General features: G+C 66.7%; 24 protein-coding genes, 1 tRNA gene and 1 pseudogene. 10 read left to right on the plus strand and 16 right to left on the minus strand.

Features of this window, described 5'->3' with window-relative positions:
- Positions 1-101: 101 nt before the first annotated feature.
- Genes parE through pgi form a run of 3 tightly spaced genes read right to left on the minus strand, consistent with a single transcriptional unit; the run spans position 102 to position 4,311 of the window.
- Positions 102-1,982, minus strand: coding sequence for a DNA topoisomerase IV subunit B (gene parE / locus ACJ7IV_RS11675; RefSeq protein ID WP_483864530.1), 1,881 nt, complete (start codon positions 1,980-1,982; stop codon positions 102-104).
- 15 nt (positions 1,983-1,997) lie between these two features.
- Positions 1,998-2,624, minus strand: a complete 627-nt coding sequence (locus ACJ7IV_RS11680; protein WP_483864531.1) for a YqiA/YcfP family alpha/beta fold hydrolase — start codon at positions 2,622-2,624, stop codon at positions 1,998-2,000.
- Between the two features lie 28 nt (positions 2,625-2,652).
- A complete protein-coding gene (gene pgi, locus ACJ7IV_RS11685; RefSeq protein WP_483864532.1) occupies positions 2,653-4,311 on the minus strand; it encodes a glucose-6-phosphate isomerase in 1,659 nt (552 codons plus the stop codon).
- 93 nt (positions 4,312-4,404) lie between these two features.
- On the opposite strand from pgi, the gene cmoA reads away from it, so the two are divergent.
- The 3 genes from cmoA to ACJ7IV_RS11700 all read left to right on the plus strand — a co-directional run bounded on the left by cmoA (position 4,405) and on the right by ACJ7IV_RS11700 (position 6,518).
- Positions 4,405-5,187 (plus strand): carboxy-S-adenosyl-L-methionine synthase CmoA, encoded by a 783-nt coding sequence (gene cmoA, locus ACJ7IV_RS11690; RefSeq protein ID WP_483864533.1) that lies wholly within the window; start codon positions 4,405-4,407, stop codon positions 5,185-5,187.
- A gap of 2 nt (positions 5,188-5,189) precedes the next feature.
- Positions 5,190-6,182: a tRNA 5-methoxyuridine(34)/uridine 5-oxyacetic acid(34) synthase CmoB gene (gene cmoB / locus ACJ7IV_RS11695; RefSeq protein WP_483864534.1), complete on the plus strand. Its 993-nt coding sequence runs from the start codon at positions 5,190-5,192 to the stop codon at positions 6,180-6,182.
- A gap of 87 nt (positions 6,183-6,269) precedes the next feature.
- Positions 6,270-6,518, plus strand: coding sequence for a GlsB/YeaQ/YmgE family stress response membrane protein (locus ACJ7IV_RS11700; protein WP_483864535.1), 249 nt, complete (start codon positions 6,270-6,272; stop codon positions 6,516-6,518).
- A 108-nt stretch (positions 6,519-6,626) separates the two neighbouring features.
- Here ACJ7IV_RS11700 and ACJ7IV_RS11705 read toward each other — a convergent pair whose 3' ends face one another.
- From ACJ7IV_RS11705 to ACJ7IV_RS11715, 3 genes are read right to left on the minus strand one after another with little or no spacing between them, the layout of a single operon-like run.
- A complete protein-coding gene (locus ACJ7IV_RS11705) occupies positions 6,627-7,301 on the minus strand; it encodes a zinc metallopeptidase (RefSeq protein WP_483864536.1) in 675 nt (224 codons plus the stop codon).
- Between the two features lie 39 nt (positions 7,302-7,340).
- Positions 7,341-7,727, minus strand: a complete 387-nt coding sequence (locus ACJ7IV_RS11710) for a type II toxin-antitoxin system PemK/MazF family toxin (RefSeq protein ID WP_483864537.1) — start codon at positions 7,725-7,727, stop codon at positions 7,341-7,343.
- Positions 7,633-7,884 carry an AbrB/MazE/SpoVT family DNA-binding domain-containing protein gene (locus tag ACJ7IV_RS11715; protein ID WP_483864538.1) on the minus strand — a complete coding sequence of 84 codons (252 nt, stop codon included), beginning with the start codon at positions 7,882-7,884 and terminating at the stop codon, positions 7,633-7,635. The genes ACJ7IV_RS11710 and ACJ7IV_RS11715 overlap by 95 nt, the downstream gene beginning before the upstream one ends.
- A gap of 91 nt (positions 7,885-7,975) precedes the next feature.
- Between ACJ7IV_RS11715 and ACJ7IV_RS11720 the strand changes: the two are divergent.
- Positions 7,976-8,065, plus strand: a pseudogene (locus ACJ7IV_RS11720) (DUF1698 domain-containing protein); the annotation flags it as partial.
- 331 nt (positions 8,066-8,396) lie between these two features.
- Here the strand turns inward: ACJ7IV_RS11720 and ACJ7IV_RS11725 are convergent.
- From ACJ7IV_RS11725 to ACJ7IV_RS11745, 5 genes are all read right to left on the minus strand, one after another.
- The gene (locus tag ACJ7IV_RS11725; protein ID WP_483864539.1) at positions 8,397-9,728 is read right to left on the minus strand and encodes an RNA-guided endonuclease InsQ/TnpB family protein; all 1,332 of its coding nucleotides are present in this window, start codon (positions 9,726-9,728) and stop codon (positions 8,397-8,399) included.
- Positions 9,729-9,733: 5 nt separating this feature from the next.
- The gene (locus ACJ7IV_RS11730) at positions 9,734-10,474 is read right to left on the minus strand and encodes a phosphodiesterase (protein WP_483864540.1); all 741 of its coding nucleotides are present in this window, start codon (positions 10,472-10,474) and stop codon (positions 9,734-9,736) included.
- A 75-nt stretch (positions 10,475-10,549) separates the two neighbouring features.
- Positions 10,550-10,999, minus strand: coding sequence for a DUF1249 domain-containing protein (locus tag ACJ7IV_RS11735; RefSeq protein WP_232912009.1), 450 nt, complete (start codon positions 10,997-10,999; stop codon positions 10,550-10,552).
- 1 nt (position 11,000) lies between these two features.
- Entirely contained in the window at positions 11,001-11,642 is a 642-nt protein-coding gene (locus ACJ7IV_RS11740; RefSeq protein ID WP_483864541.1) for an NUDIX domain-containing protein, read from the minus strand.
- Positions 11,643-11,713: 71 nt separating this feature from the next.
- A complete protein-coding gene (locus tag ACJ7IV_RS11745) occupies positions 11,714-12,361 on the minus strand; it encodes a tetratricopeptide repeat protein (protein WP_483864542.1) in 648 nt (215 codons plus the stop codon).
- A 137-nt stretch (positions 12,362-12,498) separates the two neighbouring features.
- Here ACJ7IV_RS11745 and greB point away from each other — a divergent pair, with 137 nt between their 5' ends.
- The gene (gene greB / locus ACJ7IV_RS11750) at positions 12,499-13,038 is read left to right on the plus strand and encodes a transcription elongation factor GreB (protein WP_161431435.1); all 540 of its coding nucleotides are present in this window, start codon (positions 12,499-12,501) and stop codon (positions 13,036-13,038) included.
- Positions 13,039-13,079: 41 nt separating this feature from the next.
- Positions 13,080-13,334, plus strand: coding sequence for a DUF2442 domain-containing protein (locus tag ACJ7IV_RS11755; protein ID WP_161431434.1), 255 nt, complete (start codon positions 13,080-13,082; stop codon positions 13,332-13,334).
- Here ACJ7IV_RS11755 and ACJ7IV_RS11760 read toward each other — a convergent pair whose 3' ends face one another.
- On the minus strand, positions 13,335-14,390 hold the full coding sequence (locus ACJ7IV_RS11760) for a methyltransferase (RefSeq protein ID WP_483864543.1): 1,056 nt from the start codon (positions 14,388-14,390) through the stop codon (positions 13,335-13,337).
- Positions 14,387-15,217 (minus strand): methyltransferase domain-containing protein, encoded by an 831-nt coding sequence (locus ACJ7IV_RS11765; protein WP_483864544.1) that lies wholly within the window; start codon positions 15,215-15,217, stop codon positions 14,387-14,389. The genes ACJ7IV_RS11760 and ACJ7IV_RS11765 overlap by 4 nt, the downstream gene beginning before the upstream one ends.
- A 153-nt stretch (positions 15,218-15,370) precedes the next feature.
- Between ACJ7IV_RS11765 and ACJ7IV_RS11770 the strand changes: the two genes are divergently transcribed.
- Complete coding sequence (locus ACJ7IV_RS11770) at positions 15,371-17,305, plus strand: FUSC family protein (RefSeq protein WP_483864545.1); 1,935 nt, start codon at positions 15,371-15,373, stop codon at positions 17,303-17,305.
- Positions 17,306-17,431: 126 nt separating this feature from the next.
- Here the strand turns inward: ACJ7IV_RS11770 and ACJ7IV_RS11775 are convergent, their stop codons facing one another.
- Positions 17,432-19,534 carry a TonB-dependent receptor domain-containing protein gene (locus tag ACJ7IV_RS11775; protein WP_483864546.1) on the minus strand — a complete coding sequence of 701 codons (2,103 nt, stop codon included), beginning with the start codon at positions 19,532-19,534 and terminating at the stop codon, positions 17,432-17,434.
- Between the two features lie 23 nt (positions 19,535-19,557).
- Between ACJ7IV_RS11775 and ACJ7IV_RS11780 the strand changes: the two genes are divergently transcribed.
- Positions 19,558-19,634, plus strand: a tRNA-Arg gene (locus ACJ7IV_RS11780).
- Positions 19,635-19,657: 23 nt separating this feature from the next.
- Here ACJ7IV_RS11780 and ACJ7IV_RS11785 read toward each other — a convergent pair.
- Positions 19,658-20,563: a GGDEF domain-containing protein gene (locus tag ACJ7IV_RS11785; protein ID WP_483864547.1), complete on the minus strand. Its 906-nt coding sequence runs from the start codon at positions 20,561-20,563 to the stop codon at positions 19,658-19,660.
- Between the two features lie 42 nt (positions 20,564-20,605).
- Positions 20,606-21,622 (minus strand): cache domain-containing protein, encoded by a 1,017-nt coding sequence (locus tag ACJ7IV_RS11790; RefSeq protein ID WP_483864548.1) that lies wholly within the window; start codon positions 21,620-21,622, stop codon positions 20,606-20,608.
- 317 nt (positions 21,623-21,939) lie between these two features.
- Here ACJ7IV_RS11790 and ACJ7IV_RS11795 point away from each other — a divergent pair, with 317 nt between their 5' ends.
- Positions 21,940-23,100, plus strand: coding sequence for a DcaP family trimeric outer membrane transporter (locus tag ACJ7IV_RS11795; protein ID WP_483864549.1), 1,161 nt, complete (start codon positions 21,940-21,942; stop codon positions 23,098-23,100).
- A 389-nt stretch (positions 23,101-23,489) separates the two neighbouring features.
- The gene (locus ACJ7IV_RS11800) at positions 23,490-24,656 is read left to right on the plus strand and encodes a DcaP family trimeric outer membrane transporter (protein WP_483864550.1); all 1,167 of its coding nucleotides are present in this window, start codon (positions 23,490-23,492) and stop codon (positions 24,654-24,656) included.
- Positions 24,657-24,781: the final 125 nt, after the last annotated feature.

Below are 24,781 nucleotides of genomic sequence, written 5' to 3' on the forward strand. Positions count from 1 at the left end.
TGTGAACCCTTCCCTGGGCGCTACCGATGCCATCCCTGGCATAGGACCTCCCCTCCGACCTGTCCCCGGCGCCGCTCGCCCTTGGCGCTTGTGGCTTGTGGCTATACCTCGATATCCGCCAAATTGCCGTAGTCCTCGAGCCAGCTCTTGCGGTCGGAGGCGCGTTTCTTGGCCAGCAGCATGTCCATCATCTCCATGGTGCCGTCACCGACCTCGCGGGTGAGTTGCACCAGGCGGCGGGTATCCGGGGCCATGGTGGTCTCGCGCAGCTGCAGCGGGCTCATCTCGCCCAGCCCCTTGAAGCGCTGCACGTTCACGGTGCCGCGCTTGCCCTCCAGCTTGCGCAGGATCGCCGCCTTCTCGCTCTCGTCCAGGGCATAGAAGACCTCCTTGCCCAGATCGATGCGGTAGAGCGGCGGCATGGCCACGAAGACGTGGCCGGCATCCACCAGCGCCGGGAAGTGGCGCACGAAGAGCGCGCACAGCAGGGTGGCGATATGCAGGCCGTCGGAGTCGGCATCGGCCAGGATGCAGATCTTGTGGTAGCGCAGCTTGGAGAGGTCGTCGCTGCCCGGGTCCATGCCGATGGCCACGGCGATGTCGTGGACCTCCTGGGAGCCGTAGATATCGTGACTCTCCACCTCCCAGGTATTCAGGATCTTGCCGCGCAGCGGCAGGATCGCCTGGCTCTCGCGGTTGCGCGCCTGCTTGGCACTGCCGCCGGCGGAGTCGCCCTCCACCAGGAACAGCTCGCTCTGCGCCGGATCCTGGCCGGAGCAGTCGGCCAGCTTGCCGGGCAGCGCCGGGCCCTGGGTGACCTTCTTGCGTGCCACCTTCTTTGAGCTCTTCTGGCGACGCTGGGCGGCGCTGATCACCAGCTCGGCCAATGCTTCGGCCTGGTCCACGTGCTGGTTGAGCCACAGCGAGAAGGCGTCCTTGACCACCCCGGAAACGAAGCCCGCCACCGTGCGCGAGGAGAGACGCTCCTTGGTCTGGCCGGCGAACTGGGGATCGAGCATCTTCACCGAGAGCACGTAGCTGACCCGCTCCCAGAGGTCCTCGGCGGTGAGCTTGACCCCCCGCGGCAGCAGGCTGCGGTACTCGCAGAACTCGCGCAGCGCCTCGAGCAGGCCGGCGCGCAGGCCATTGACGTGGGTGCCACCCTGGGGCGTGGGAATCAGGTTGACGTAGCTCTCCAGCAGCGGCTCGCCGCCCTCGGGAAGCCACTGGATCGCCCAGTCCACCCCGTGCTCGTCATCGGCGAAGTGGCCGATGAAGGGCGCGGCGGGCAGCACCTCATAGCCGTCGGTGGCCTGGGCCAGGTAGTCGCGCAGGCCATCGGCGTACTGCCACTCGCTCTGGGTGCCATCGGCCTCCAGCAGGCTCACCTTGAGCCCCGGGCAGAGCACCGCCTTGGCGCGCAGCAGGTGCTTCAGGCGCCCCACGGCCAGTCGCGGGCTGTCGAAGTAGCTCGGCTCAGGCCAGAAGCGCAGCACGGTGCCGGTATTGCGCTTGCCCACGCTGCCGATCACCGCCAGCTTGGAGACCGGCTCACCGTGTTCGAAGGCGACAGCATGGCGACTGCCGTCGCGCAGCACCTCCACCTCGAGGCGCCGGGAGAGCGCGTTGACTACCGAGACGCCGACCCCGTGGAGGCCGCCGGAGAACTTGTAGCTGGCGTTGGAGAACTTGCCGCCGGCGTGGAGTCGGGTAAGGATCAGCTCCACCCCGGAGACGCCATGCTCGGGGTGGATATCGATGGGCATGCCGCGGCCGTCGTCGGAGACCTCGATGCCGCCATCCTCGAACAGGCGCACGCTGACGTGGCTGGCATGGCCGGCCAGCGCCTCGTCGACGCTGTTGTCGACCACCTCCTGGATCAGGTGGTTGGGCCGGCTGGTATCGGTGTACATGCCCGGGCGCTTGCGCACCGGCTCCAGGCCGGAAAGCACCTCGATCGAGCTGGCACTGTATTGCGTCATGAGTCGTCCGGTTCCTTAGTGTTGGCTGGCCTGCCACTCCGGCGGCAGGGCATGGCCGCCATGGGCCAGCACCGCCGGCAAGTGCCGGGAAAGCACCGTGAAGGCGTGGTCGGCCCCGGGGTGCAGCAGGGTCCGTGCGCCGCGATAGAGCGTGAAGGCATGCGCCGGGTCGAGCACCTCGTCGGCGCTACCCAGCAGCAGCAGGTAGCGCTCCGGGGTAACCGCCTCGGGCGTCAGTGCCGCCAGCTCGGCCAGGTGCTGGCGGCCGATGGTGAAGCGCTCGCCGGTATGCTCGTTGGCGAAGCGCTCGCCCACCCACTCGGCCACCAGATCCGCCGGGCGCACCGCCGGGTTGATCAGCACGCCATCGAGGTCGTGGCGTTCGGCCAGGCAGGTGGCCAGGAAGCCTCCCAGTGAGCTGCCCGCGACCAGCGGGCGCTCCCCCAGCTCGGCCAGGCGCGATTCGGCCAGCGCCAGCGCCGCACCGGGACGATGCGGCAGCTGGGGAGTGATACAGGGCACTCCCAGGGCCTCGCAGGCGCGGCGCATCAGCACCCCCTTGGGCGAGGCGGCCCCGCTGTTGAAGCCGTGCAGGTAGAGCACGCCGCTGGCCGGGCGACTCCGCCGAGGCGTACTCAGCATACCCCAACACCTGTATGGGTAGCCAGCATCATGGAGACTCCTCCGCCGCCCAGGTCGCCTCGATCAGCGCCCGCGTGGAGGCATCCATGGCCGCGAGCCCCTGGCGGCTCTCGAGGATACGCTGGGTCTCCCCGGCGATCTTCTTGCCCAGTTCAACGCCCCACTGGTCGAAGGGGTTGATACCCCAGATGGTCGCCTGGACGAACACCTTGTGCTCATAGAGCGCGATCAGCGCCCCCAGAGTAGCCGGGGTGAGCTCATCGAGCAGCAGGGTGCTGGAGGGCTGATTGCCGCGATAGCGCTTGTGCCCCGGTCGCGGGCCATCGTCGGCGATGGCGTCGTCGCCCAGCATCAGCACTCGGGACTGGGCGAAGCAGTTGGCCAGCGTCAGCCGGTGCTGGCCCTTGAGGTGCTCGCGAGTGGCGGCATCCTCGACATCGTCATAGCGCCTGAGCGGGGCGATGAAGTCGCACTCCACCGCCTGGGTGCCCTGGTGCAGCAGCTGATAGAAGGCGTGCTGGGCGTTGGGTCCGAGCTGTCCCCACAGCACCGGGCAGGTGGCGTAGCTCACCTCGCGACCGTCATGGGTCACCGACTTGCCGTTGGACTCCATCTCCAGCTGCTCGAGATAGGCGGCGAAGTACTCCAGGCGGCCATCGTAGGGGAGGATGGAGTGGGCGCGGATATCCAGGAAGTTGACGTTCCAGATCCCCGCCAGGGCCAGCAACACCGGCAGGTTGTCGGCCAGGGCAGCCTCGCGGAAGTGGCGATCCATGGCATGGGCCCCGGCCAGCAGGGCGCGGAAATTGTCCATGCCTACCATCAGGGCGATGGGCAGGCCGATCGCCCCCCACAGCGAATAGCGCCCGCCGACCCACTCCCAGAACTCCAGCCGGTGGGCCGGGTCGATGCCCCACTCGCCCATTTTCACGTCACTGGCCGAGACGCCGATGAAGTGCTGGCGCATGATCAGCTCGGCGTCGACGCCCTCCTCTCCAGCCAGGCGGCCCATCAGCCAGTCGCGGGCGGTATTGGCGTTGGAGAGGGTATCGATGGTGGTGAAGGACTTCGACGACAGCACGAACAGCGTGGTCTCGGGGTTGAGCCGTCGCAGGTAGTCGGCCAGCTGGGAGCCGTCCATGGTGGAGGCGAAGTGCACCTCGACCGAATGCACGTCATCCGGGCGGTAGTCGGCCAGGGCATGGGTCACCATCAGCGGGCCGAGATCCGAGCCGCCCACCCCCAGGTTGACCACATCGCGGATCGCCCTGCCGGTGGCGCCCCGCCACTGCCCCGAGTGAAAACGCTCCACCATGGCCGCCATGCGCTCAAGGGTACGATGCACCCCGGGCACCAGGTCTTCGCCTTCCACCACCAGCGAGGCATCGGCGGGCAGGCGCAGGGCGGTGTGGAGCGCCGGGCGATCCTCGCTGACGTTGACGCGCTCGCCGTCGAGCAGCCGGCCGATGGCCGCGGGCACCTCGGCCTGCTCGGCAAGAGCTAGCAGGCGCGCCAGGGTCTCGGTAGACCAGCGCTGCTTGGAGAGGTCGAGGGTCAGGCCCGCGGCGTGGCGGGTGAAGCGCGGCTGGCGATCCGGCTCCGCCGCGAACAGCTCGCGCAGATGGGTCTGGCCCAGGGTATTGGCATGCGCCTGCAAAGCCTGCCAGGCGGGGGTCTGATCGATCATGGCTCCTCCTTGGACGTCGTATGAACGGGCCTCCGTGCACCGCCCTACATCACAACGTAGAATGACGGATTTCCCTGCATGACTGGCTCGACGATGAGTGACGCATCTTACCGTGACGCGATCTTTTCGACACCCCTCGACCGGGTGGCACGCTTCTCCTTCGACGAGCGGGTCGTCGCCTGCTTTCCCGACATGATCCGTCGCTCGGTGCCGGGCTATGGGCAGATACTCGGCATGCTGGGGCTGATCGCCCGTCGTCACCTGCGCCACGGTGCCCGGGTCTATGACTTGGGCTGCTCGCTGGGTGCCGGCGGCCTGGCCCTGGCCGGCCAGCTCGCCCCGGACACCTTTCGCTACACCGGTGTGGACCTCTCGCCGGCCATGGTGGCACGGGCCCGGGAGACGCTGACCAGCGAGTGCCCCGAGCATGCCATGGAAGTGCTTGAAGGCGACATCCGGCGCCTCGATTACCAGCCGGCCGGCATGATCGTGCTCAACTTCACCCTGCAGTTCCTGCCTCCGGAGGACCGCGAGGCGCTGATGACGCGGCTCTTCGAGGCACTGGAGCCCGGCGGCGTACTGGTGCTCTCGGAGAAGATCCAGGCCTCCGACGAACAGGAGAACGCCTGGCTGGTGGAGCGCTACCACGACTTCAAGCGCGCCAACGGCTACAGCGACCTGGAGATCAGCCAGAAGCGCACGGCGCTGGAGAACGTGCTGGTACCCGACACCCTGGACGCGCACCATGCCCGCCTGGCCAGGGCCGGCTTCTCGCGCAGCCATACCTGGTTACAGCTGCTCAACTTCGCATCCCTGGTCGCGTTCAAGAACGAGGCCTTCAAGGACACCGCTTCCCCCACGTCACAGGAGACCTGAGGGTGCCGATACCCGCCGAACATCGCGACCTCTACCAGGCCTTTCTCGACCAGGGCCTCGACGCCTGGCTGGCCCGGCTACCCGAGCAGCTCGCCCGCGGGCTAGACCGCAAGCGCTATGGCGACCTGCCCGCCTGGGAGAAGGCGGTAGCCAAGCTGCCGATGCTTCCCGAGAAGCGCGAGGTGCGCCTGGATGCCGATACCATCACGGTGGAATGCGACCTCCCAGACAGCCGTCGCCGCCAGTGCGAGAACTTGCTCAGCAAGCTCACCCCCTGGCGCAAGGGGCCGTTCGAACTCGCCGGTATTCATATCGACACCGAGTGGCGTTCCGACTGGAAGTGGCAGCGTGTCGCCCCCCACCTGGCACCGCTGGCCGGCCGGCGCATGCTCGATGTGGGCGGCGGCAGCGGCTACCACGCCTGGCGCATGGCGGGGGCAGGGGCCTCCTTCGTGTTGGTGATCGACCCCTCGCCGCGCTTCTTCTGGCAGTTCCGGGCGGTACGCCACTTCGTCGGCGACGCCGACGACCAGCGCACCCACTTCCTGCCGGTGGGCATCGAGGAGGTCCCCGAGGAGCTCGGATTCTTCGATACGGTATTCTCCATGGGCGTGCTCTACCACCGCCCCTCGCCGCTGGAGCACCTGCTGCAGCTCCGCGGCGCCCTGCGTCCCGGTGGCGAGCTGGTGCTGGAGACCCTGGTCGTCGAGGGTGACGCCACCACGGTGCTGCTGCCCGGGGAGCGCTACGCCGCCATGCCCAACGTCTACTTCCTGCCCTCCTCCACCGCCCTCTGCCAATGGCTCCAGCGCTGCGGCTTTACCAACGTGCGGGTGGTCGACGAGGCACCGACGACGACAGAGGAGCAACGCACCACCGAGTGGATGACCTTCCAGTCGCTGTCCAACTTCCTCGACCCCGACGACCCGAGCCGCACCCGCGAGGGCTACCCCGCCCCGCGCCGGGCGGTGATCATCGCCAATCGCCACGGATAGCACCGGGAGCTTGCACCGAGCCATTAGGGTTGCGCTGCCAGGTATGGCAGAATCTGATATCCATTCCCCCAAGCAAGGAGAGCCTACATGGGTGTACTCGCATGGATTCTGTTCGGCCTGATCGCCGGCGTCCTGGCCAAGTGGATCATGCCCGGCAAGGACCCGGGCGGCATCATCGTGACCATCCTGATCGGTATCGGCGGTGCCTTCGTGGGCGGCTGGCTGGGCTCCATGGTCGGCATGGGCAGCATGGGCGACTTCAGCCTGGGCAGCTTCATCACCGCCATCATCGGTGCCCTGGTGCTGCTCGGCGCCTACCGCATGATCAGGAAGTGATTCGCCCGTCGCCGCCTCAGGCAGACACGCAGAAGCCGCTCCTCGGAGCGGCTTCTGCGTTTTCGGATGGAGCGCACCGCAGCGGTCGACCCGTCAGCGGCATCATCTTCAGCGCCGCAGGATCGTAAGCCACCGCCCCAGGTTGAGAATGCTGGCAAGCGATGCCGCCACATAGGTGAAGGCGCAGGCGGTGAGCACATGGCGGGCGCCGGCCATATCGCCCGGCGGGATATATTCCTTGAGCAGCGGCAGGGCGCGCTGGAAACTGGCGTCGAACTCCACCGGCAGGGTCACCAGGTGCACCAGCGCCGCGGTGCCGAAGCTGATCACCGCCGCGGCCACCACGATGGCGAGACCGCCGGGCAGCCGGGTCAGCAGGAACAGGAAGGGAGCGGCCATCATCAGCAGCGCGCCGAGCTTCTCGGCCTTCTGGGCCACCGCCACCAGCCGCGAGCGTGCCAGCAGCGGCGCATAGCCGCGGTAGTGCTGGATGGCATGGCCCACTTCGTGGGCCGCCACCGTCACTGCGGTAAGCGAGCGCCCGCCGTAGACCGTCGGCGAGAGCCGCACACAGCGCGCCACGGGGTCGTAGTGGTCACCCTGCTCGGTGCGCTCCACCCTGACGCCCTCGATACCCAGCCGGCGCAGCAGGTGCTCGGCCAGTTCCGCCCCGCTGCCGGGGTAATCGTCGCGGCCGCGAGCATGGCGCTTGAGCACCCACTGGGCCCAGACGTTGGGCAGCAGGAAGAGGGCCAGCAGCAGGGCAATAGCGAGAACAAGCATCGAGCGGGACTCCGGAGGTTCAGCCGAGATAGGGCAGAGCTACTGAAACATCTCCAGCAAGGTGGAATGCCAGATCGAAGGCGGAATATCCCCCATCTTGCTCAGCACCCTTCGCTTGTCGATACAGCGCAGCTGATCAAGCAGGACCCACGCTGGCTTACCCCGGAAGGTAAGGACCGGCCGACAGCCGAGAGGCTGCCCCTTGCTAGTCACTGGCGCCACGATGACTCTCGGAAGAACAGCGTTCATATCATCCGGGGAGATGATAAGTGCGGGGCGAGTTTTGCGGATTTCGGTGCCCACTGTCGGGTCGAGATTGACCCAGTAAACTTCACCGCGACGAATACCACTGCCACTCATCCTCACCGACCTCTGCTTCAATTCGGTCTTCCCACCCTCCCTCATCGCGCGAGGCATCATAGCCATCAAACCAATGACGGCGCGGTTCCTTGACGGCCTCCACTACCAGACGCTGCCCCTCAAGATGGATATCCACCTCGTCGTCAATACCCAGCTCAGCCAACATGGCAACAGGAATCAACACACCCTTGGAATTTCCAATCTTCCTGAGATGCGTACGCATGGGAAACCCTCCCGACAGACTGCATAAGTAATAACTTCGTTAGTACGCCTAGTCTACCACAATGTCAATATCACCGAATCATCACCCATGCGACTTCCTCGACCCCGAGGACCCCACCAGAACCTGCGGGGGCTACCCAGCCCCACGCCGGGCGGTGCTCATCGCCAATCGGGCGGGGTAGCGAGGTTCACTCCACCGTATCGGCGACCTGAAGCAGCGGCATCGGCGGGAAGCTTCCCAGGCGCCGGGCGACCCCCATGTTGATGACGATGGCGAAGTCGCTGACACGCCGGTTGCACCATCGATCGACACGCCGCTGATGAAGCGATCGCCGCTCTCGAGGTACCAGGGAGTGCCCGCCGACGCCCGATGCCGGCGGATGACCTCCTGACCGACCCGAGCCGGTGCCTCCGGCAGGCTGGAATGTACCACCCGGCCTTGACGTCCTCCCCTCCCTCAGTTCTAAAGGAAGCTGCCGCCTGCGGCGGGAAGGAAGGGGATTCCTACGGCGCTCAGGCGCGGCGTTGAGCCGCTCCTGAGTCGCTTCGGTGGGTTCCTGCTGCTGGCGGCCTTAGTGCACCACTCACTTCACAGGCTAACCGGGCGTGCCCCGCCCTTAACACATTGATGGCGCCGACATGATCGGCGTTGGCCTGATAGCCACATTCGACGCAGGCGAAGCAGGCCTGGCTGCACCGGTTCTCCGCGGCGACATGACCACACTCGGGGCAGGTACGGCTGGTGTTGTGCGGTGGCACAACGACCAGATGCGCTCCGCGCCAGGCCAGCTTGTAGTCGAGCTGGCGCCGGAACTCGTACCACCCCTGATCAAGGATCGAGCGGTTGAGGCCAGACTTCTGCCGGGTATGGCGGCCTGGCTGCTCGACACTGCCTCTGGCCGAGCGCGACATGTTGCCTACCTGCAGATCTTCCAGCACCACGAGCGCGTGGTTTTGGCTGATCGTGGCGGAAGCCTTGTGCAGGAAATCACGCCGGGCATTGGCGATGCGAGCCTGGAGTTTCTGGACGCGGGCCTTGGCCTTCTTCCAGTTGTTGCTGAACTTGACCTTGCGGCTCATGACTTGCTGCGCCTTGCGCAGCGCCGTCTGGTGCTTTCTAAAACTGTTGAGGGGTGCCAGGTAGCTGCCATCGGAGAGCGTGGCGAACCGCGCCACGCCCAGGTCGATGCCCACGGCACCGCCAGTCGGCGTCGGCACCGCGACCTCGCGCTCGGTCTGGATCGAGACGAACCATCGCCCCGCTGACTGGCTGACGGTGACGTTCTTGACCGTCCCCAGCACCTCACGGCTCTTGCGGAAGCGTAACCAGCCCAGCTTGGGCAGGTAGAGGCGGCGATTACCCTGATCGAGCTTGAGCTGTTTCGGATCGGGATAACGGAAGCTGTCGCGCTGCCCCTTCTTCTTGAACCGCGGGAAGTCGGCCCGCTTGGCGAAGAAGTTAGCGTAGGCGCGCTCCAGATCCTTCAGCGACTGCTGGAGGGGATGTGTCGGGCCATCCCGGAGCCAAGGTGTCTCGGCGCTATTGCGCCAGCCGGTGAGCTGCTTGCACAAGGCGGCATAGCTGAGCTTCTTGTCACCGGCTTCATACCGTTCCTTTTGCAACGCCAGCCCCCGGTTGAACACGAACCGGGCCATGCCGGCGAACTGGCGCATTTTCCGCACCTGCTCGCCGTTGGGCATCAGTTCGTATTTGAAGGCTTGAAGGCGTTGCATGGCGATCCGGTGACTGTAACTATATCCAGTATTATAGGACGCCTTCGGCGTCCGCGCTACCTCGGCGGCTCCATCCTTCCCCGCACTAAAAGTACGGGGCATGTCTCGCATTTTGGTCAGATATCGACTCGCTGCACTTGCGTTGTCAGGGTCGCACCGACCAGATCGACGACGCGATAGCCGGGACGCGCGACCGGGTCGACGGCGAAGGTCTCGCTGCCCGGCAGGAAGGGGTCGATGGTGGAGGGGCAGCCGTAGACCATGACCTCGCGCTCTCCCGCTGCATGGCGGCCCACGAAGGCCTGGTGGATATGCCCGCAGAGGATCGCCTGCACCCCGGTGAAGGGCGCCAGGGTCTCCCAGAATGCCTCGGCATGCCGCAGACCGATGGCATCCAGCCAGGCGGAGCCCACCGCCAGGGGCGGATGGTGCATGGCGATCAGCACCGGTCGCACAGGGTCGGCGGCGAGGCGCCGGGCCAGCGCCTCCAGAGCCGCCTCGCCGAGCTCGCCGTGGGGCTTGCCGGGCAGGTGGGTATCGAGCAGCAGGATGCGCCAGTTGCCGAGTGCCAGCTCCGCTTGCAACGGCCGGGTCGCGGCCATGGGTTCGATCACGTCGTGATTGCCGGGCAGCCACTCCCAGGGAGTCTCGAGGGCGTCCAGGGTGCGCCTGGCCAGGGCGTAGGAGGCGGGGCTGTCGTCGTTGCTGATATCCCCGGTGACCAGCACCCGATCCGGCCGTTCATGGTTGACGGCCGCCACCACCGCCTCCAGCTGGCGCAGCGGAACACCGCGCCGGCCGCGGGCCCGAGGATCGGCACACAGGTGACAGTCGCTGATCTGGATCAGGCGGGGCATGGCAGGACTCCGGGGGCATCAAGGGCTCAGGGTAAATCCGGGAGGCGAGTTCACGGCGACGCGTCAGGGCAACAGTCAGGGAAGTTCGGGCAGGTCCAGGGAGTGGCCGTGGGCCAGGCCGTGCTCCAGCCACTCACCGAGGAAGCGGTTGAGCTGCAGCTTCTCGTCCGGCTGGTGCATCTGGGCGTTGGGATAGCGGTAGCGACCGTGGAAATGGCGCTGGCGCTGGAAGTCGGTGACCTCGGCCATGCGTACATCATGATAGAGGTGCACGCGCATGCGTGGCGTCTCGAGGTAGTCGTCGAGGATGCCGCGCTGTGAGACCCTCACGATGCTGGTATAGGGTGCACGCTCCTGCAGCTTGAGGCACAGCTCACCGACGCGGCGGCCATGGCTCACCAGCTCCACCTCACGGGTCTCGCCCGGCTCCAGCTCGCCCATCAGGCGGACAAGCCGCAGGTAGTTGACGCTGCACTCGCCCTGCAGGCTCTTGAGGTCGGTCACATAGGCGTTTCTGTTCGGCACGCTACCTCCTCGCTCGCAATGAGGCCCGCTCGCCCGCCAGCCAGTGGAAGGCGATCAGACACATGGCATTGTCGAGTCGACCAGCCTGCAGGAGTTCCCAGGCCCGCGCAAACGGCAGCACATGCACGCGGATATCCTCGTGCTCCGCGTCCAGGCCGTGCACCCCGCCCAGGCCGCGGCTGTCGACCAGGCCACAGAACAGCGTGACCCGCTCGTCGCAGGCGCCGGGGCTGGGATAGTAGGCATGCAGTTCGATCAGCTCGCCCACCTCGCAACCCGCCTCCTCGAGGGATTCCCGGCGTGCAACCTCGGCGACACTCTCGCCGCGCTCCACCAAGCCTGCCACCACCTCGAGCTTCCAGGGCGAGGCCAGGTCGTCCAGGGCACCGGGGCGAAACTGCTCCACCAGCACCACGGCGTCGCGCTCGGGATCGTAGAGCAGCACGCCCACGGCGTCGTGGCGGTGGTGCACCTCGCGCACCATGGGCTCGCTCCAGCCGCCCTCGAACAGGCGGTGACGCAGGTGCAGCTCCTCGAGGCGGAAGAAGCCCTGGTGCAGGCAGCGCCGCTCCAGCAGTTCCACATCGGCGCGGGTGAAGGGCGCCGCCGGTGCCGGGCCGGGTACTTCTGGCGTGTCACTCATGGCGGTCTCCACTGGCGCAAAGACGCCCATTATCGTGACCCGAGGCGTGGATGCCAACCGCCGGCCTGGCGTCAGAGGCGTTGCTGCAGCGCAAGCGCCTCGTCGCGTAGTGCCTCGTCGGAGGCCTGGCGATCGGGGCGGGCCTCGCCCTCCACCGCCCGGCGGGCATGCTCCCGGGCCTCGTCCAGGCGCCCCTCCTCCTCGAGGAAGGCGGCATAGTAGAAGTTGACGTCGATGCCGTCGGGGCGAATCGAAAGCGCCTGCTCGAACATCTGCTCGGCGGTCTCGCTGTCACCGAAACCCATCAGCCCGCCCGGCACGCGATCGTAGAGGGCTCCCAGGGTGACATAGGCGGAGCCGTTATGGCCCTGGGGATCGAGCTCGACGGCCCGCTCCAGGGCCTTGCGGGCGCTCTTCGCGCTGGAGAGCGCCCCCAGGCCGCTGCGCTCGCGGGCCCATGACGCCTCGATGATGCCCTGCCACACCAGCGGCACCGCCGCCTCTGGGTGCTCGGCCACCAGCCGCTCGGCCTGGCCAGCGAGGGCCTTCAGGCCATCGCCGCGCTGGCCCTCGGGCTGCTCGGTAATCAGGCGTTCCCAGTGATTCTTCATGCCCTCCACGCGGGCCTCCCAGGCATGGGCAGCGGCCAGCGGCAGGACGGCGAGGCCGAGGCTCAGCCCCACGCCCATGGCGGTATTCAGCAGACGACGACGCGGCATATCGGATCTCCTTCGGGGTGTTGGTATTGTGCTCCCGCCCTGAAATGTAACGAACGTTTGAATGATTGGCCAGCGGCTTGGCCGCCTGGCCGCCATGGCGTATGTTCGCCGCCATAGCCCGGATCAAGAGGAAGAGCATGAAAGGCCGCAACATGACCCGCTGGCGCGATCCGGCCAAGGACCCGCGCCAGGAACCCAAGAGCAACCTGATCACCGCCGAGGGGGCCGAGCGGCTGCGCGGCATCCTCGACCATCTCTCGCGGGTGAAGCGTCCCGCCCTCTCCGCCAAGGTGGGCGAGGCGGCGGCCCTGGGCGACCGCAGCGAGAACGCCGATTACACCTACAACAAGAAGGAGCTGAACCGGGTGATCGCCCGGATACGCTACCTGACCAAACGCCTCGACGAGCTGACGGTGGTGGACCGGTTGCCGGCGGATACCGGAAAAGTCTACTTCGGCGCCTTCGTCACCCTGGAGGATGAGGAAGGCGAGGAGATGAAGGTACGCATCGTCGGCCACGACGAGATCGCCCCGGACAAGCGCTGGATCAGCGTCGATTCCCCCCTGGCCAAGGCGCTGCTTGGTAAGCCTCTCGACGAGGAGGTGACGGTGGCCGCCCCAGGCGGGGAGACCACCTACGTGATCACCGAGATCGACTATCGCAATCCGGGGAAATAGGCTGGTTGAAGAGCACCGTAGTGATATCGAGAGGGCCTGGAATGAGTATTTCCGCGAAGACCGTCAGCTTTGATGACTACACCATGTGGGTCGAACTCAACGACGGCCGGACGCTGGGCATTCCGCTGGCCTGGTTCCCGCGCCTGCTGCATGCCAGTCCTGCCGAACGCGACGCATGTCGTATCAGCTATTCGGGCAAGGGCCTGCATTGGGATGATCTCGATGAGGATATCTCCGTTGAAGGCCTGCTCGCCGGACGCGGTGACATCACGCAGCATCACGACCACGTCGCCTGATCAACGCCTGACCGCCCGGTAGACCCGGAAGCGGCGGTCGTCGGCGAGGATCTCGAAGCCACCGAAGGCGCGTTCGAGCAGGTCGGGATAGGGCAGGAAGGCGTTGGCGACGATGACCAGCGCACCACCGGGTCGCAGGTGCGCAGGGGCATCAAGGATCAACCGTGCCGCCGGCCCGTAGTCGATGGCCCTCTCCTGATGGAACGGCGGATTGCTGACGATGGCATCGAAGACCCGACCACCCAGCGCCGAGTAGACATCACTCTCCAGCGTTTCTCCAGACAAGGCCTCGCCGGCGAGCTGGTTAGCCGCCAGGCTGCGCCGGGTCGCCTCCACCGCGAAGGCGTTGACATCCACCGCGGTGACTCTTGCCCCCTGACGCGCCAGCCAGGCGGCCAGGATGCCGTCGCCGCAGCCCAGATCGAGGACATCGCCCGCAAGACCAATGGGCGCCCTCCCCTCTTCCGACAGGGTCTCGATCAGCAATCGGGTGCCGTCATCCAGCTTGCCGTGGCCGAATACCCCGGGATGGCTGGTCAGGGTCAGCCGCTCGCTGCCCAGCTCGGCATCGAAGGTGGTCCAGGCGGCATCGGGGTCGATGCCGACACGCCCGAGGCGGGTCTCGAACAGCGAGCAGCGCCGCGCACTATCGAGCTTGCGACAGCCCAGCCCGAGTGCCGCCAGCACCTTGAGCACCCGCCTGATGCCGCCCTGGTTCTCACCCACCAGCTGCAGCGGCGTGCCCTCGGGTAGCGTGGCGCACAGCCACAGCAGCCACCACTCGCCCAGGGCATGGCTCTTGGGCCAGAACAGCACCGCCCCGGCCGGCGTACCAACATCACCTACGGATCCCGCCGCAAAGGGCGAGAGCGCCGCGCGCCCGTCGGCCTGCCAGGCCTCGCGCACCATCAGGTCGGCACTGATCGCCGTGCCCTGCCCCGTCTCGAGCCAGGCATCCCGGGGCGGCGCCACCCACCACCAGCCGCGATAGTCGGCGGCCTGGCGCTCCAGCAGCTGACAGACAGGGTTCTCGGCACGAACCGTCTCGGCACTCATCTCGGGGACTCCTCGGTGGAAGAAGGCGATGCGCCGGGGCGCACCAGGGTATAGAGCAGGTAACGCCCCAGCCGCCAGTGGGGCTCGACCCGGCAGTAGCGCCACTCGAGCTCGAGCAGCCGCTGTCGGTCGGCGTCACTTTCCGGGGGCTTGCGCAGGTAGTCGTGGAACACCCGCACTCCCGCCACGCTGCGCACTTCCAGGCCCAGTTCTTCGCTCCAGGCCATGAGCTGGGCGTGGGTCAGCGGCGAGATCGGCGTCAGCCGCCGGCGCAGCCCCTTGCCCTCCAGGCGGTCATCCAGGGCCTTCTCCAGATTGCCCTTCACCACATTGGAGAAACGCAGGGCATCACGATTGAAGACCATCAGCGAGAGCTGCCCGCCCGGGGCCAGCAGGCCCGCCAGGGTGGCCAGCGCTCCCCGCGGGTCGCCCAGCCACTCCAGCACCGCATGGCAGGCGATCAGCGACCAGGGCCCGGCGGCACGTTCGGGCAGCGCCTGCAGCGGCGCCTGCAGGAACGTGACCTCGCGCTCCACCGATGCTTCCAGGAGCGCCTCCCGAGCTCGCTCAAGCATCTCGCCGGAGGGCTCGGCCAGGGTCACCGGGTGGCCGCGCCCGGCGAACCACGCCGCCAGCTGACCCAGGCCCCCACCCACGTCGAGCAGCAGCTGGCCACGGAGGTCGAGCATCTCCGGCAACAGGCGGTCGAGCAGCGCCAGGCGCAGCTCGCCGCGCACGCCACCGTAGAGACTGGCGGCAAACTTGTCGGCCAGGCCATCGAAGTGGCGATCGCCATGGACGGAGAGCGGAGATGCGGGAGTGGTCATGGGGCTACCTTGAAGAGAGATGCGGGCATTCTACCCGCAAGCCGCGCCGGGCTCATGCCCGTGATCCTTTCGGTCGCGTGATAAAATCGCCGGCTAATAGTTTCAACCTTCAGTATTCAACCCTCACTGTTCATCACACCACGAGGACCGCCCATGCCTCTCTCACGCTGGCTCTCCGGCCAGGGCTTCGATCTCGAGCGGCTGCGCTTTTCCCTGCGCACGGCCCTGGCTGCCTGCCTGGCCCTGAGCGTGGCCTGGGCGATCGGCCTGGAGCATCCCCAGTGGTCGGCGATGACCGTATGGGCCGCCTCCCAGCCGGTGCGTGAGCTGCTGGTCGAGAAGAGCCTCTACCGTGCCCTGGGCACCCTGGTGGGCACCGCGGTGGGCCTGCTTCTGCTGCTTGCCACCGGCGACAGCCTGCTCTGGCTGGTGATCGGACTGGCGCTCTGGGTCGGCCTGTGCGCCGGCATCGGCAACGCCCTGCACAGCATGATCGCCTACGCCACCCTGCTGTCGGGCTACTCCGCCTCCATGGTCGCCCTGCTTGGTACCGCCTCCGGCATGAATATCTTGGCGCTGGGAGCCGACCGGCTGCTGACCGTGCTGGTCGGCGTGATCATGGCGCTGGTGGTGGGGCTCGCGCTCACACCCCGTGCCTCGCGCAGCGCGCTCGAGGAGCGCGGCCGGCGCAGCACCGCACGGGTCCTCCACCTGCTGGCCCAACGACTGGGCCCGCAACCACGCGGTACCCGCCTGGCCCCCAACGAGCTGCTCTCCGATATCGCCATCCTCGAGGCGGAGCTGGAGCCCAGCGCCGCCGGTTCTCGGCGTGCACGCCATTCGGCGCGCTCCCAGCGGGCGATCCTCGCCGCCCTGACGGCAGCGTTGCTGTGGATTCGCCGTCGCGAGCACGGACAGCACCAGGCCGCCGCCCATGAGGCCGTGGCGGAGGCAGCACTCGCCATGGATAACGCCGAGCCCCTGCCCACGGTGGCGGCGCACCTGAACCGCGCCAGCCAGCTGGCCGAAGCGGAGGACCCGGCCCTGGGCGAGGTACTGGGAAGGATGGCCGCCACCCTGACCCAGCGCCAGCAGTTCCGCGACACCGGCCGCACCGACCGCGACGCGAGTCGCCGACAGGTGACTCGCCACCGTGACTGGATCCACGCCCGTCATGCGATGCTGCGCACCACCGGCGTGCTGCTGGTGATCGGCCTGGCCTGGGTGGCCACCGGCTGGTCCGCCGGTGCCTACGTGATGCTGGGTACCTCGGTGATGGTGACCCTGTTCTCCACCTTCGAGAACCCCGCCTGGATCATGCGCCGTATCCTGGCCTGGCAGGCGGTCGGTGCGCTGTGCGCGGTGGCCCTGCGTTGGCTGGCCTGGCCTTTGGCCAGCGCCGAATGGCAACTGATCGCCATGCTGCTGCCGCTGATCCTGGCCACGGTGGTGCCCTTCTCCCACCGCCGCACCCAGAACGGCTCCATGGACTATGTGATGATCCTGCTGCTGCTGTCGCAGCCGAGCCTGCCGCTCACCGGCACCTTCGCTCACTCCCTCGCCCTGGCCCTGGCCGTGGTGGCCGGCCCGCTGCTGGCGCTGATCGCCTTCCGACTGATCTTTCCCACCAATGCCCGGCGTCGCCAACGCCACCTCGAGGGGATGATGCTCCACGAGCTGGAAACCCTCGCCTCCCGCGGCGATAGCCAGCGCGAAGCGCTATGGCAGGCGCGCCTCTACCATCGGGTGATGCGCCTGGTGCACTGGGCCCACCTGCAGGGCGAGGCGACCCATCGGGTGGTCGACGCTAGCCTGGCGGCCCTGACCCTGGGCGAGACCCTCGAGGCGCTGCGTCACTATAGTCAGGAGCAGGGCCAGAATCAGGCCGACCCGGGCACCCGGCGGCGCCTGGAGGCCTGCCTGCGCCGTGTCGCCCGGCTGCGCCAGGCCCCGTTGGAAGCCGCCGCGGCCCTGGAGCGCCTGGCGCGCACCCTGGCACGCCGCCAACAGGTCGAGTTGGCCCGCCAGGCCAGGCACTCGGCCACGCTGCTGCGCGAGAACCGCGACTTCTTCCAGGGTGAGACCTGAATCGCGCCCTGCCTCGAATCAGTTACCGCTGGCCAAGAACGGCCTGCACCGCCCCAACGCAAGCGCCGCCAGCGATGGCTGGCGGCGCTATGTATCGCCTGTTCAGCAGGCTGAACGACGGTGCCTCTAGAAGGCGTAGTCCACCGCCAGCCAGACACTGCGTCCTGGCTCGTTCAGCGGCAGCTCCTCGCTCTCCGGATCGCTGCTGAGGAAGGGGTCGCTACTGGAGCGATTGCGGTTCAGGAAGTCGCTGTAGGTCTTGTCCAGCAGGTTGCTGACGCCGGTGCGCAGGGTCAGCGCCTGCCACTGCCAGGCGGCCTCGGCATCCAGCACCACATAGCCGGAGGTGGCGACTTCATCCGGGCCCAGGCGGTCCTGATCGTCGGAGAAGCGCGCGGTCAGGCCCGCCTCCCAGGCATCGGCCACGTAGAACTGGGAGAGCTGGCCACGCAGCGGGGCGATATCCGACAGCGCGCCACCGTCATCGAGGTTGTCGCCACGCACCCAGCTCAGCTGACCGCGGGTCTCCCAGTTGTGGGCCCAGCGCAGGTCGCCGGTGAGTTCCAGGCCATAGAGGGTAGCATCGATATTGCGATAGGTGCTGACCCCATCGGCATTCGCTGACCGGAAGATGTAGTCATCGACGCGGTCGGCGAAGGCCACCACCTCGAAGCCGGCCATATCCAGGCGGCGCTCGAAGCCCAGATCCAGCTGGTGGTGCACCTCGGGATCCAGCTCCGGATTGCCGACCCAGTCGTTCTTGGCGAAGTAGCGCTCGGTGGCGTCGGCATCGCGTTCGGCGCGGCTGAGGCTGGCGAAGACGCTGTCGGACTCGTTGAGGCGCTGCTCGCCACGCAGAAAGGCCCCCACCAGCCAAGCATCATGATCCAGATCGCCTTCAACGCCGTAGACCTTCTTGTAGAAGGCAGCTGCCGGCAACCCGCCGTTCATTGGATTTTCGGATGGATCGTTGGCCCCGTCGGCGCTGGCCTCGGAGTAGTCGAGGCGCAGGCCGCCGCTGACGATGGTGCGCTCGCCCAGGTAGTGATCCAGCTCGGCGAAGGCGCCGGCCTGGCGGGTAGTCACATCCGGCCAGGAGTTGAACATCAGCTTGTCGGTGGAATCGTTGATGATCTCGGCGTCGCGCTCGTTCTGCAGCACATTGACCCCGTAGCGCAGGTCGCTGTCGGCCAGCTGCTGCGTGAACATGCTCTTCCAGGTGAAGGTGTCGGACTCGGTGGGCGAGCGCATCTTCATCATCGGCTGGGCACGCAGCGAGTAGTTGTCCATCACATGGTCGATGGTGGTGTACTGCAGCCGATTCTCCATGCTCAGAGTATCGGAGAAGGCATGGTCGAGGCGCAGGCGCACGGTGTCGTTGTCGCTCTCGGGGGAGTCCATGCCGGCGCCGGCAAACTTGACGTCACGCTCACGCACCGCCTCATAGCCCAGGGCCAGCTCGGTATTCTCGCTGGGTGTCAGGCCCAGGGTGATGCCGCCGCTGGTGGTCTCGAAGCCGCTGTGGATGCGCTGGCCGTCGCCATCCTCATAGTCGCTGGCGTTCTGGTGCTCGCCGAACACCTGCAGGTAGCCCTGCTGGTTGCCGGCCTCCAGATTGGCGTACAGGCCGACACGCTCACCATTGTCGTCGTAGCTGGCGCCCACGCTGCCTTGCTGGCCGACCGCATCGCCCTGGAACTCCGGTGCACTGCGCTCGAACAGTACGGTACCGCCACTGCCACCGGCGCCATGCTGCAGGGTGGTCACCCCCTTGCTGACCGTCACGCGATCGATGCTGTGCAGCGGCGCATAGGCGGTGGGCGGATCCATGCGGTTGGGACAGCCACCGAACACATAGCCCCCGTCGATCAGGACATTCAGGGAGTTGCCCTGCTGGCCGCGGATCACCGGGTCGAGGCCATGGCCACCCATGCGAATGCCTTCGACGCCATTCAGGCGCCGCAGCCATTCACCGGCATCGGCCGCCGGTGCGGGTGAGGATTTGGGCGAGAGCGACAGCTCCCCGGGCACCTGCTGGGTGCCCTCCACCACGATGGTGGAGAGGGTATCGGTGCCCTGTGCCTGGGCAAGCGAGCCCCAGGCCGCGGCGGCAACAAGGAAGTACTCGTAGCGCCCCCTCGACGGCCTGTCGTCGGAACAGCTTTGAGCGGTGCTGGCATCTGGGATAACCCTATGACAGCGGCACCACGGTTCCCCTCGGCGGCGCATTTCCCTATAATGCGCCGCGTGTTGCCCCCTTAGCTCAGCTGGATAGAGCGTCCCCCTCCTAAGGGGAAGGTCTCAGGTTCGAATCCTGAAGGGGGCGCCACCTCGCCCTGCTCCACCGGCATGTCACCCGAGACTCATCTCCTCGGCCATCACCACCCGGTTACGCCCCAGCCGCTTGGCCCGATAGCTGGCCTGATCGGCACGCTCCATCAGCGCCTCCGGCGACTCCTCCTCCGCCGTCAGCATGGCCACGCCGACACTGGCCGAGACCACATAACGCTCCCCGGCATGCTCGAACACCATGCGTTCCAGCGCCTCGCGGATACGCTCGGCGACGTGCAGCGAGGCGTCATGGGGTGCCGGCGCCAGCAGCACGGCGAACTCGTCGCCGCCCAACCGTGCCACCTGGTCCTCCTCGCGCACCACCTCGCCCAACACCCGCGCCACCTGCTGCAGCAGCGCATCGCCGACCGCATGACCGGCACGGTCATTGACCGTCTTGAAGTGGTCCAGGTCGAGCATCACCAGCGCCCGGGGCGTCTCTGACGGTGTATCCAGGTGGCAGGCATCCGCCAGCCGACGCAGGAAACCCCGGCGATTGAGGCTGCCGGTCAGGGCATCGTGCTCGGCCTCCCAGCGATGGCGACGCTCACGCTCGTGGTAATCGGTGACATCGCGGATCAGGCCGACGAAGCCCAGCGGCCGCCCACCCTGCACCACCCGGCTGGCCTGGACATCGAGCCTGCGCCAGTCCCCCGTCGGCCCGCGGAGTCGGTAGTGCTGCTGCAGGGCCGAGCCCCGGGCCAGTGCCTCGCGCCAGCCGGCCAGGAAGCCGGCACGATCCTCGGGGTGTATGCGTCGCAGCCAGGCCAGCGGCCGATAGCTCGACAGCGAGACACCGGTCAGTCGTTCCAGGGCGGGGTTGAGGTAGCTGACATGGCCCCGGGTGTCGGCGATGAACATGCCCACCGGCGACGACGCCAGCACCGCGCGCAGAAAGGCTTCGCGCGCCTCCAGCGATGCATGCACCGCACGGCGCTGCCCCTCCAGGCGGTTGAAGGCCTCCTCCAGCTAGCGCAACTCCTGCATGCCGGTGGCCAGCTCCAGGCGCTGCGACTCGCCACGCCCGATCCGGGCGATCTGGCGCTCCAGACGGTGTAGCGGCCGCAAGCCCAGTCCCAGCAACCACCACAGCAGCGGCAGCATCAGCAGCACCGTGCCGAGACCCACCCAACGCAGCTCGGCGGCATAGCGCCGCAGCGGCGCCTTTACCTGATCCAGGGGCAAGTAGACCCCTACCACCCAGTCGGCGGCCCAAACCTGGCGAAACGACGCCAGGGCGGGCTCGCCATCGAGGGTCAGCGTGGTGCCACCGCCCTGCCAGCCCAGCAGGGCCTGGTCGAGCAGGGGGCGCTCTTCGAGATCCTCCAGCGGGAGCATCATGCGCTCAGGGTCCGGGTGGCTGATCACCTGGCCCTCGGCAGTCATCAGCAACACATGGCCAGCCTCGCCCAGGTAACGTCCACGCAGGTTGAGATAGGCCTCGCCGTCACGCAGAGCGGTGTTGCCGCCGAGAATGCCCAGGAACTCGCCCTGCTCACCGAGCAGCGGCTGCACCACCATCACCTGATCGATGGCGGTCTCCCCGCCGCTATAGGGCTCGGTGACCAGCGGGCGCCGAAAGGCCCGGACCTTCTTGAAATAGGGCCGCTCGGCAATGGTCGGCCCCCCCTCGGCAAAGGGCGGCCAGTCGGCAACCGGCCTCCCATCCGCATCGAACACCATCAGCCGGTCGAACATTGCCAGCAGCGGATGCTGGCCGCGCAGCCGTTCGACCAGTTCGGGATCGTCGAGATCGATCTCCTGAGCCAGGCGTGCCAGCAGCGCCTGGCGCTCGGCCAGCTCCCGGGTCATCTGGTCGGCGACCAGCCGCGCCTCATACTCCAGGTGCACCAGGTTCTCGTGCCGGGTCAGCTTGCCACCGCTCAGATGGCTGTAGGCCAGCAGCGCCGCCACCAGCGCCAGCCAGCCCATGCCAATGCCGAGCAGCAGGCGGGTACGCAGGGAGAGTGGAAGAAGGATGGGCAACGGGCGGCTCCAGGAGCGTCGTTCACTGGCGACATGATGCCACAGAGCCGAACCCCCTGAAGGTGAAACGGGCAACAGCGGTCAACGCTGGGGTCGAGGCCCAGAGACGAACGCTCGGGTGGAAACGTCGGATAGGAAAGTTCCTACAACTTTGGTCGCCTTGGGCATTCATGGCGTTGTCATCAACGCAGCGTCTCGCTACTTTCACCCTGACGTTTACGTCAGACGCATCGCCAATCCGCGAGATCGGCATGTATCGCAGGACCAACACAATAACGCCGCCCCTGCGCGGCCAGACGATTCAAGGAACAACGCACGTGACCCAATACAACAAGCTCAAGCAGGCATCGGTCTTTGCCGCCTCTGCCCTGGCACTGGCCGTGGCCAGCGCCTCCCACGCCGTGGATTTCGAAGTCGGCGACACCAAGGCCAGCGTCTACGGCTATGCCAAGCTGGATATCATCTATGACGTGGATGCCGATATGGGCAACCTCGTCACCCATAGCAAAATCAAGCTGGATGGCGAGCCGAGCCAGGACGGGCATTTCAATATGCACGCCTACCAGAGCCGCATCGGCTTCAAGACCGTGACCCCGGTCTCCGGCAGCGATCTGGTCACCCAGATCGAGGGGGACTTCTACGGCTCAGACAACAACTTCCGCCTGCGTCACGCCTACGGCTCCTGGAACGGCATCCTCGCCGGCCAGTACTGGACCAACTTCTACGGCTTCGTCGCCGGCACCCCGACTATTGACTTCCGCGGCCCGCCCGGGGTCGGCAACCAGGCACGCCAGCCGCAGCTGCGCTATACCGCCGGCAACTTCTCGGCATCCATCGAGGATCCGGACACTCTGGGCTCTTCAGAAACCACCGAAAATAATGTGGTCCAAACCTCAGCGGACGCTGCCAAGAGCGAACTCCCGGACGTAACAGCGCGCTATACCGACACCTCCGGTCCGTTCAAGTACTCCGCCTCAGCGGTGCTGCGTCAGCTCGAATTTGATGCCGAAGCCGATCCCAATGCCACCGTCAATGACGACTCCGCCTTTGGCTGGGGTATCGCCCTGGAAGCCGCTATGGCGGTCAACGAGGCTGTAACGCTGCGTGCCGGCGTGACCCACGGCGATGGTATCGGCGGCTATATGAACGTCAGCCCGCAGACATCTCCCGCCTATGTGGCCGACAACGGCGATCTCGAAACTCTGGAGAGCACCGGCGGGACCCTGGGCGCCAGCATCAAGGCCGGCCCGGGCACCATCAACGCCTCCTATAACGTCTCTACCGTCGACCTCGATGACGAGGATTACTACGGCGCCACTGATAACGACACCTTCGAGACCGCTTATCTGAACTATATCTGGTCACCGGCCGATCGCATCAGCTACGGTATCGAGACCAGTTGGGCCAGCCGCGAGACCAAAGGTGACCAGGACGGCGATGCCACTCGGATCCAGGGCATGGTGATGTACAGCTTCTAAACAAGCTGACCGATGGCGGGGCCCGCCCCGCCATGCTGGCGATAGCACCCGACAGTACAAGCAGAATGCTTCGATCCTTACGCCCCGGCCACTGGCCGGGGCTTTTTGCGTCGAGCCGGGGGCTTCCCGTCGCAAGGATGACCCCGGACAAAGCGTTAATTCTTCCTTAACCAGCTGTTTCAGCAGGATGAACTGCCCGACCCGACTGAATCTCCGGATCCTTCTACGTCTTGACTCATATCAAGCTTTTCCTTCGACTCGACTGTGGGCCCGGAGCGCCGGGGTGGTTAGCATGACAACCATCGGCGGCAAGCGGAATCATCAAGGGAACCCGCAGGCGTCGCCGAGTCGCTTCCGCCCACTGGGCGTCCCGCAAGAAGGAAAAGCCAATGACTGCTCCCATCCACCTCAAGCACGCCACGCTGCTCGCCGGCAGCACCCTGGCGCTGGCCATCGCCTCGGCCTCCCACGCCGTCGACTTCGAGGTCGGCGACACCAAGGCCAGCGTCTACGGCTACGCCAAGCTGGACATGATCTACGACGTCGACAATGAGCTCGGCGACCTGGCCGCCCGTCCGCGTATCCAGCTCGATGGTGAGCCCAGCAGCGACGGCCATTTCAATATGCATGCCTACGAGAGCCGCCTGGGCTTCAAGACCGCCACCCCCATGGGCGGCAGCAACCTGACCACCATGGTCGAGGTGGACTGGTTCAACAACGCCCCGGAAGGCGGCGACCTGCGCCTGCGCCACGCCTTCGGCAGCTGGAACGGCATCCTGGCGGGCAAGACCTGGACCAACTTCGGCAGCCTGCTGGGCAAGACCCCGACCATCGACCTCGCCCCCCAGCCGGGCCAGAGCAAGGTGGGCCGCAAGGCGCAGCTGCGCTACTCCTTGAGCAACTGGCATATCGCTCTGGAGAATCCGGACCCGGACGACTACGCCGATGGCGTCGCGGCCTCTAATCCCAGCGCCAAGAAGAATGTGCTTGGTGATGCCAAGTCAGCCCTGCCCGACCTGACCCTGCGCTATCAGAACCAGGCTGCCGGTATGCACTACTCTGCCGCCGCCATGGTCCGTCAGCTGGAAGTCGATGGCGAGGGGATGGATGACACTGCCACTGGGTATGGCCTCAACCTGGCAGCCCGCTATCCCGCCACCGAGGCGCTGACCCTGCGTGGCGCGCTGACCTGGGGCGACGGCATCGGCGAATATATGCAGAACAACCCCTCCGCACCAGGCTACTGGGATGGCGACAGCATCGAGACCGTCGAGGCCTGGGGTGCCAACGTGGGCATGAGCCTGGCCGCCGGTCCCGGTGCCATCAACCTGGGCTACGGCATCTCCAAGGCGGACCTGGATGATGCCTATGCCAACGGGTTTGCAACTGGCGATGGCGCCAACGAGCAGTTCGAGGCGGTGCACCTGAACTACATCTGGTCGCCAATCCAGCGCGTCAGCTATGGCATCGAGGCCGCCTACCATACCCGTGAGGTGGTCGACGGCCGCGACGGCGACGCGGTGCGCCTGCAGGGGATGGTCAAGTACAGCTTCTGAGCTGTCGGATGACGGCCCAATGATGACGGCCTGAACAGAAGAGATGGTTCGATCGATTGCGCCCCGACCAGAGACTGGCCGGGGCGCTTTTTGGTGGTCTCGATCGAATGGCGGAATGCGGGACC

This window comes from Halomonas sp. C10-5 (assembly GCF_057169305.1).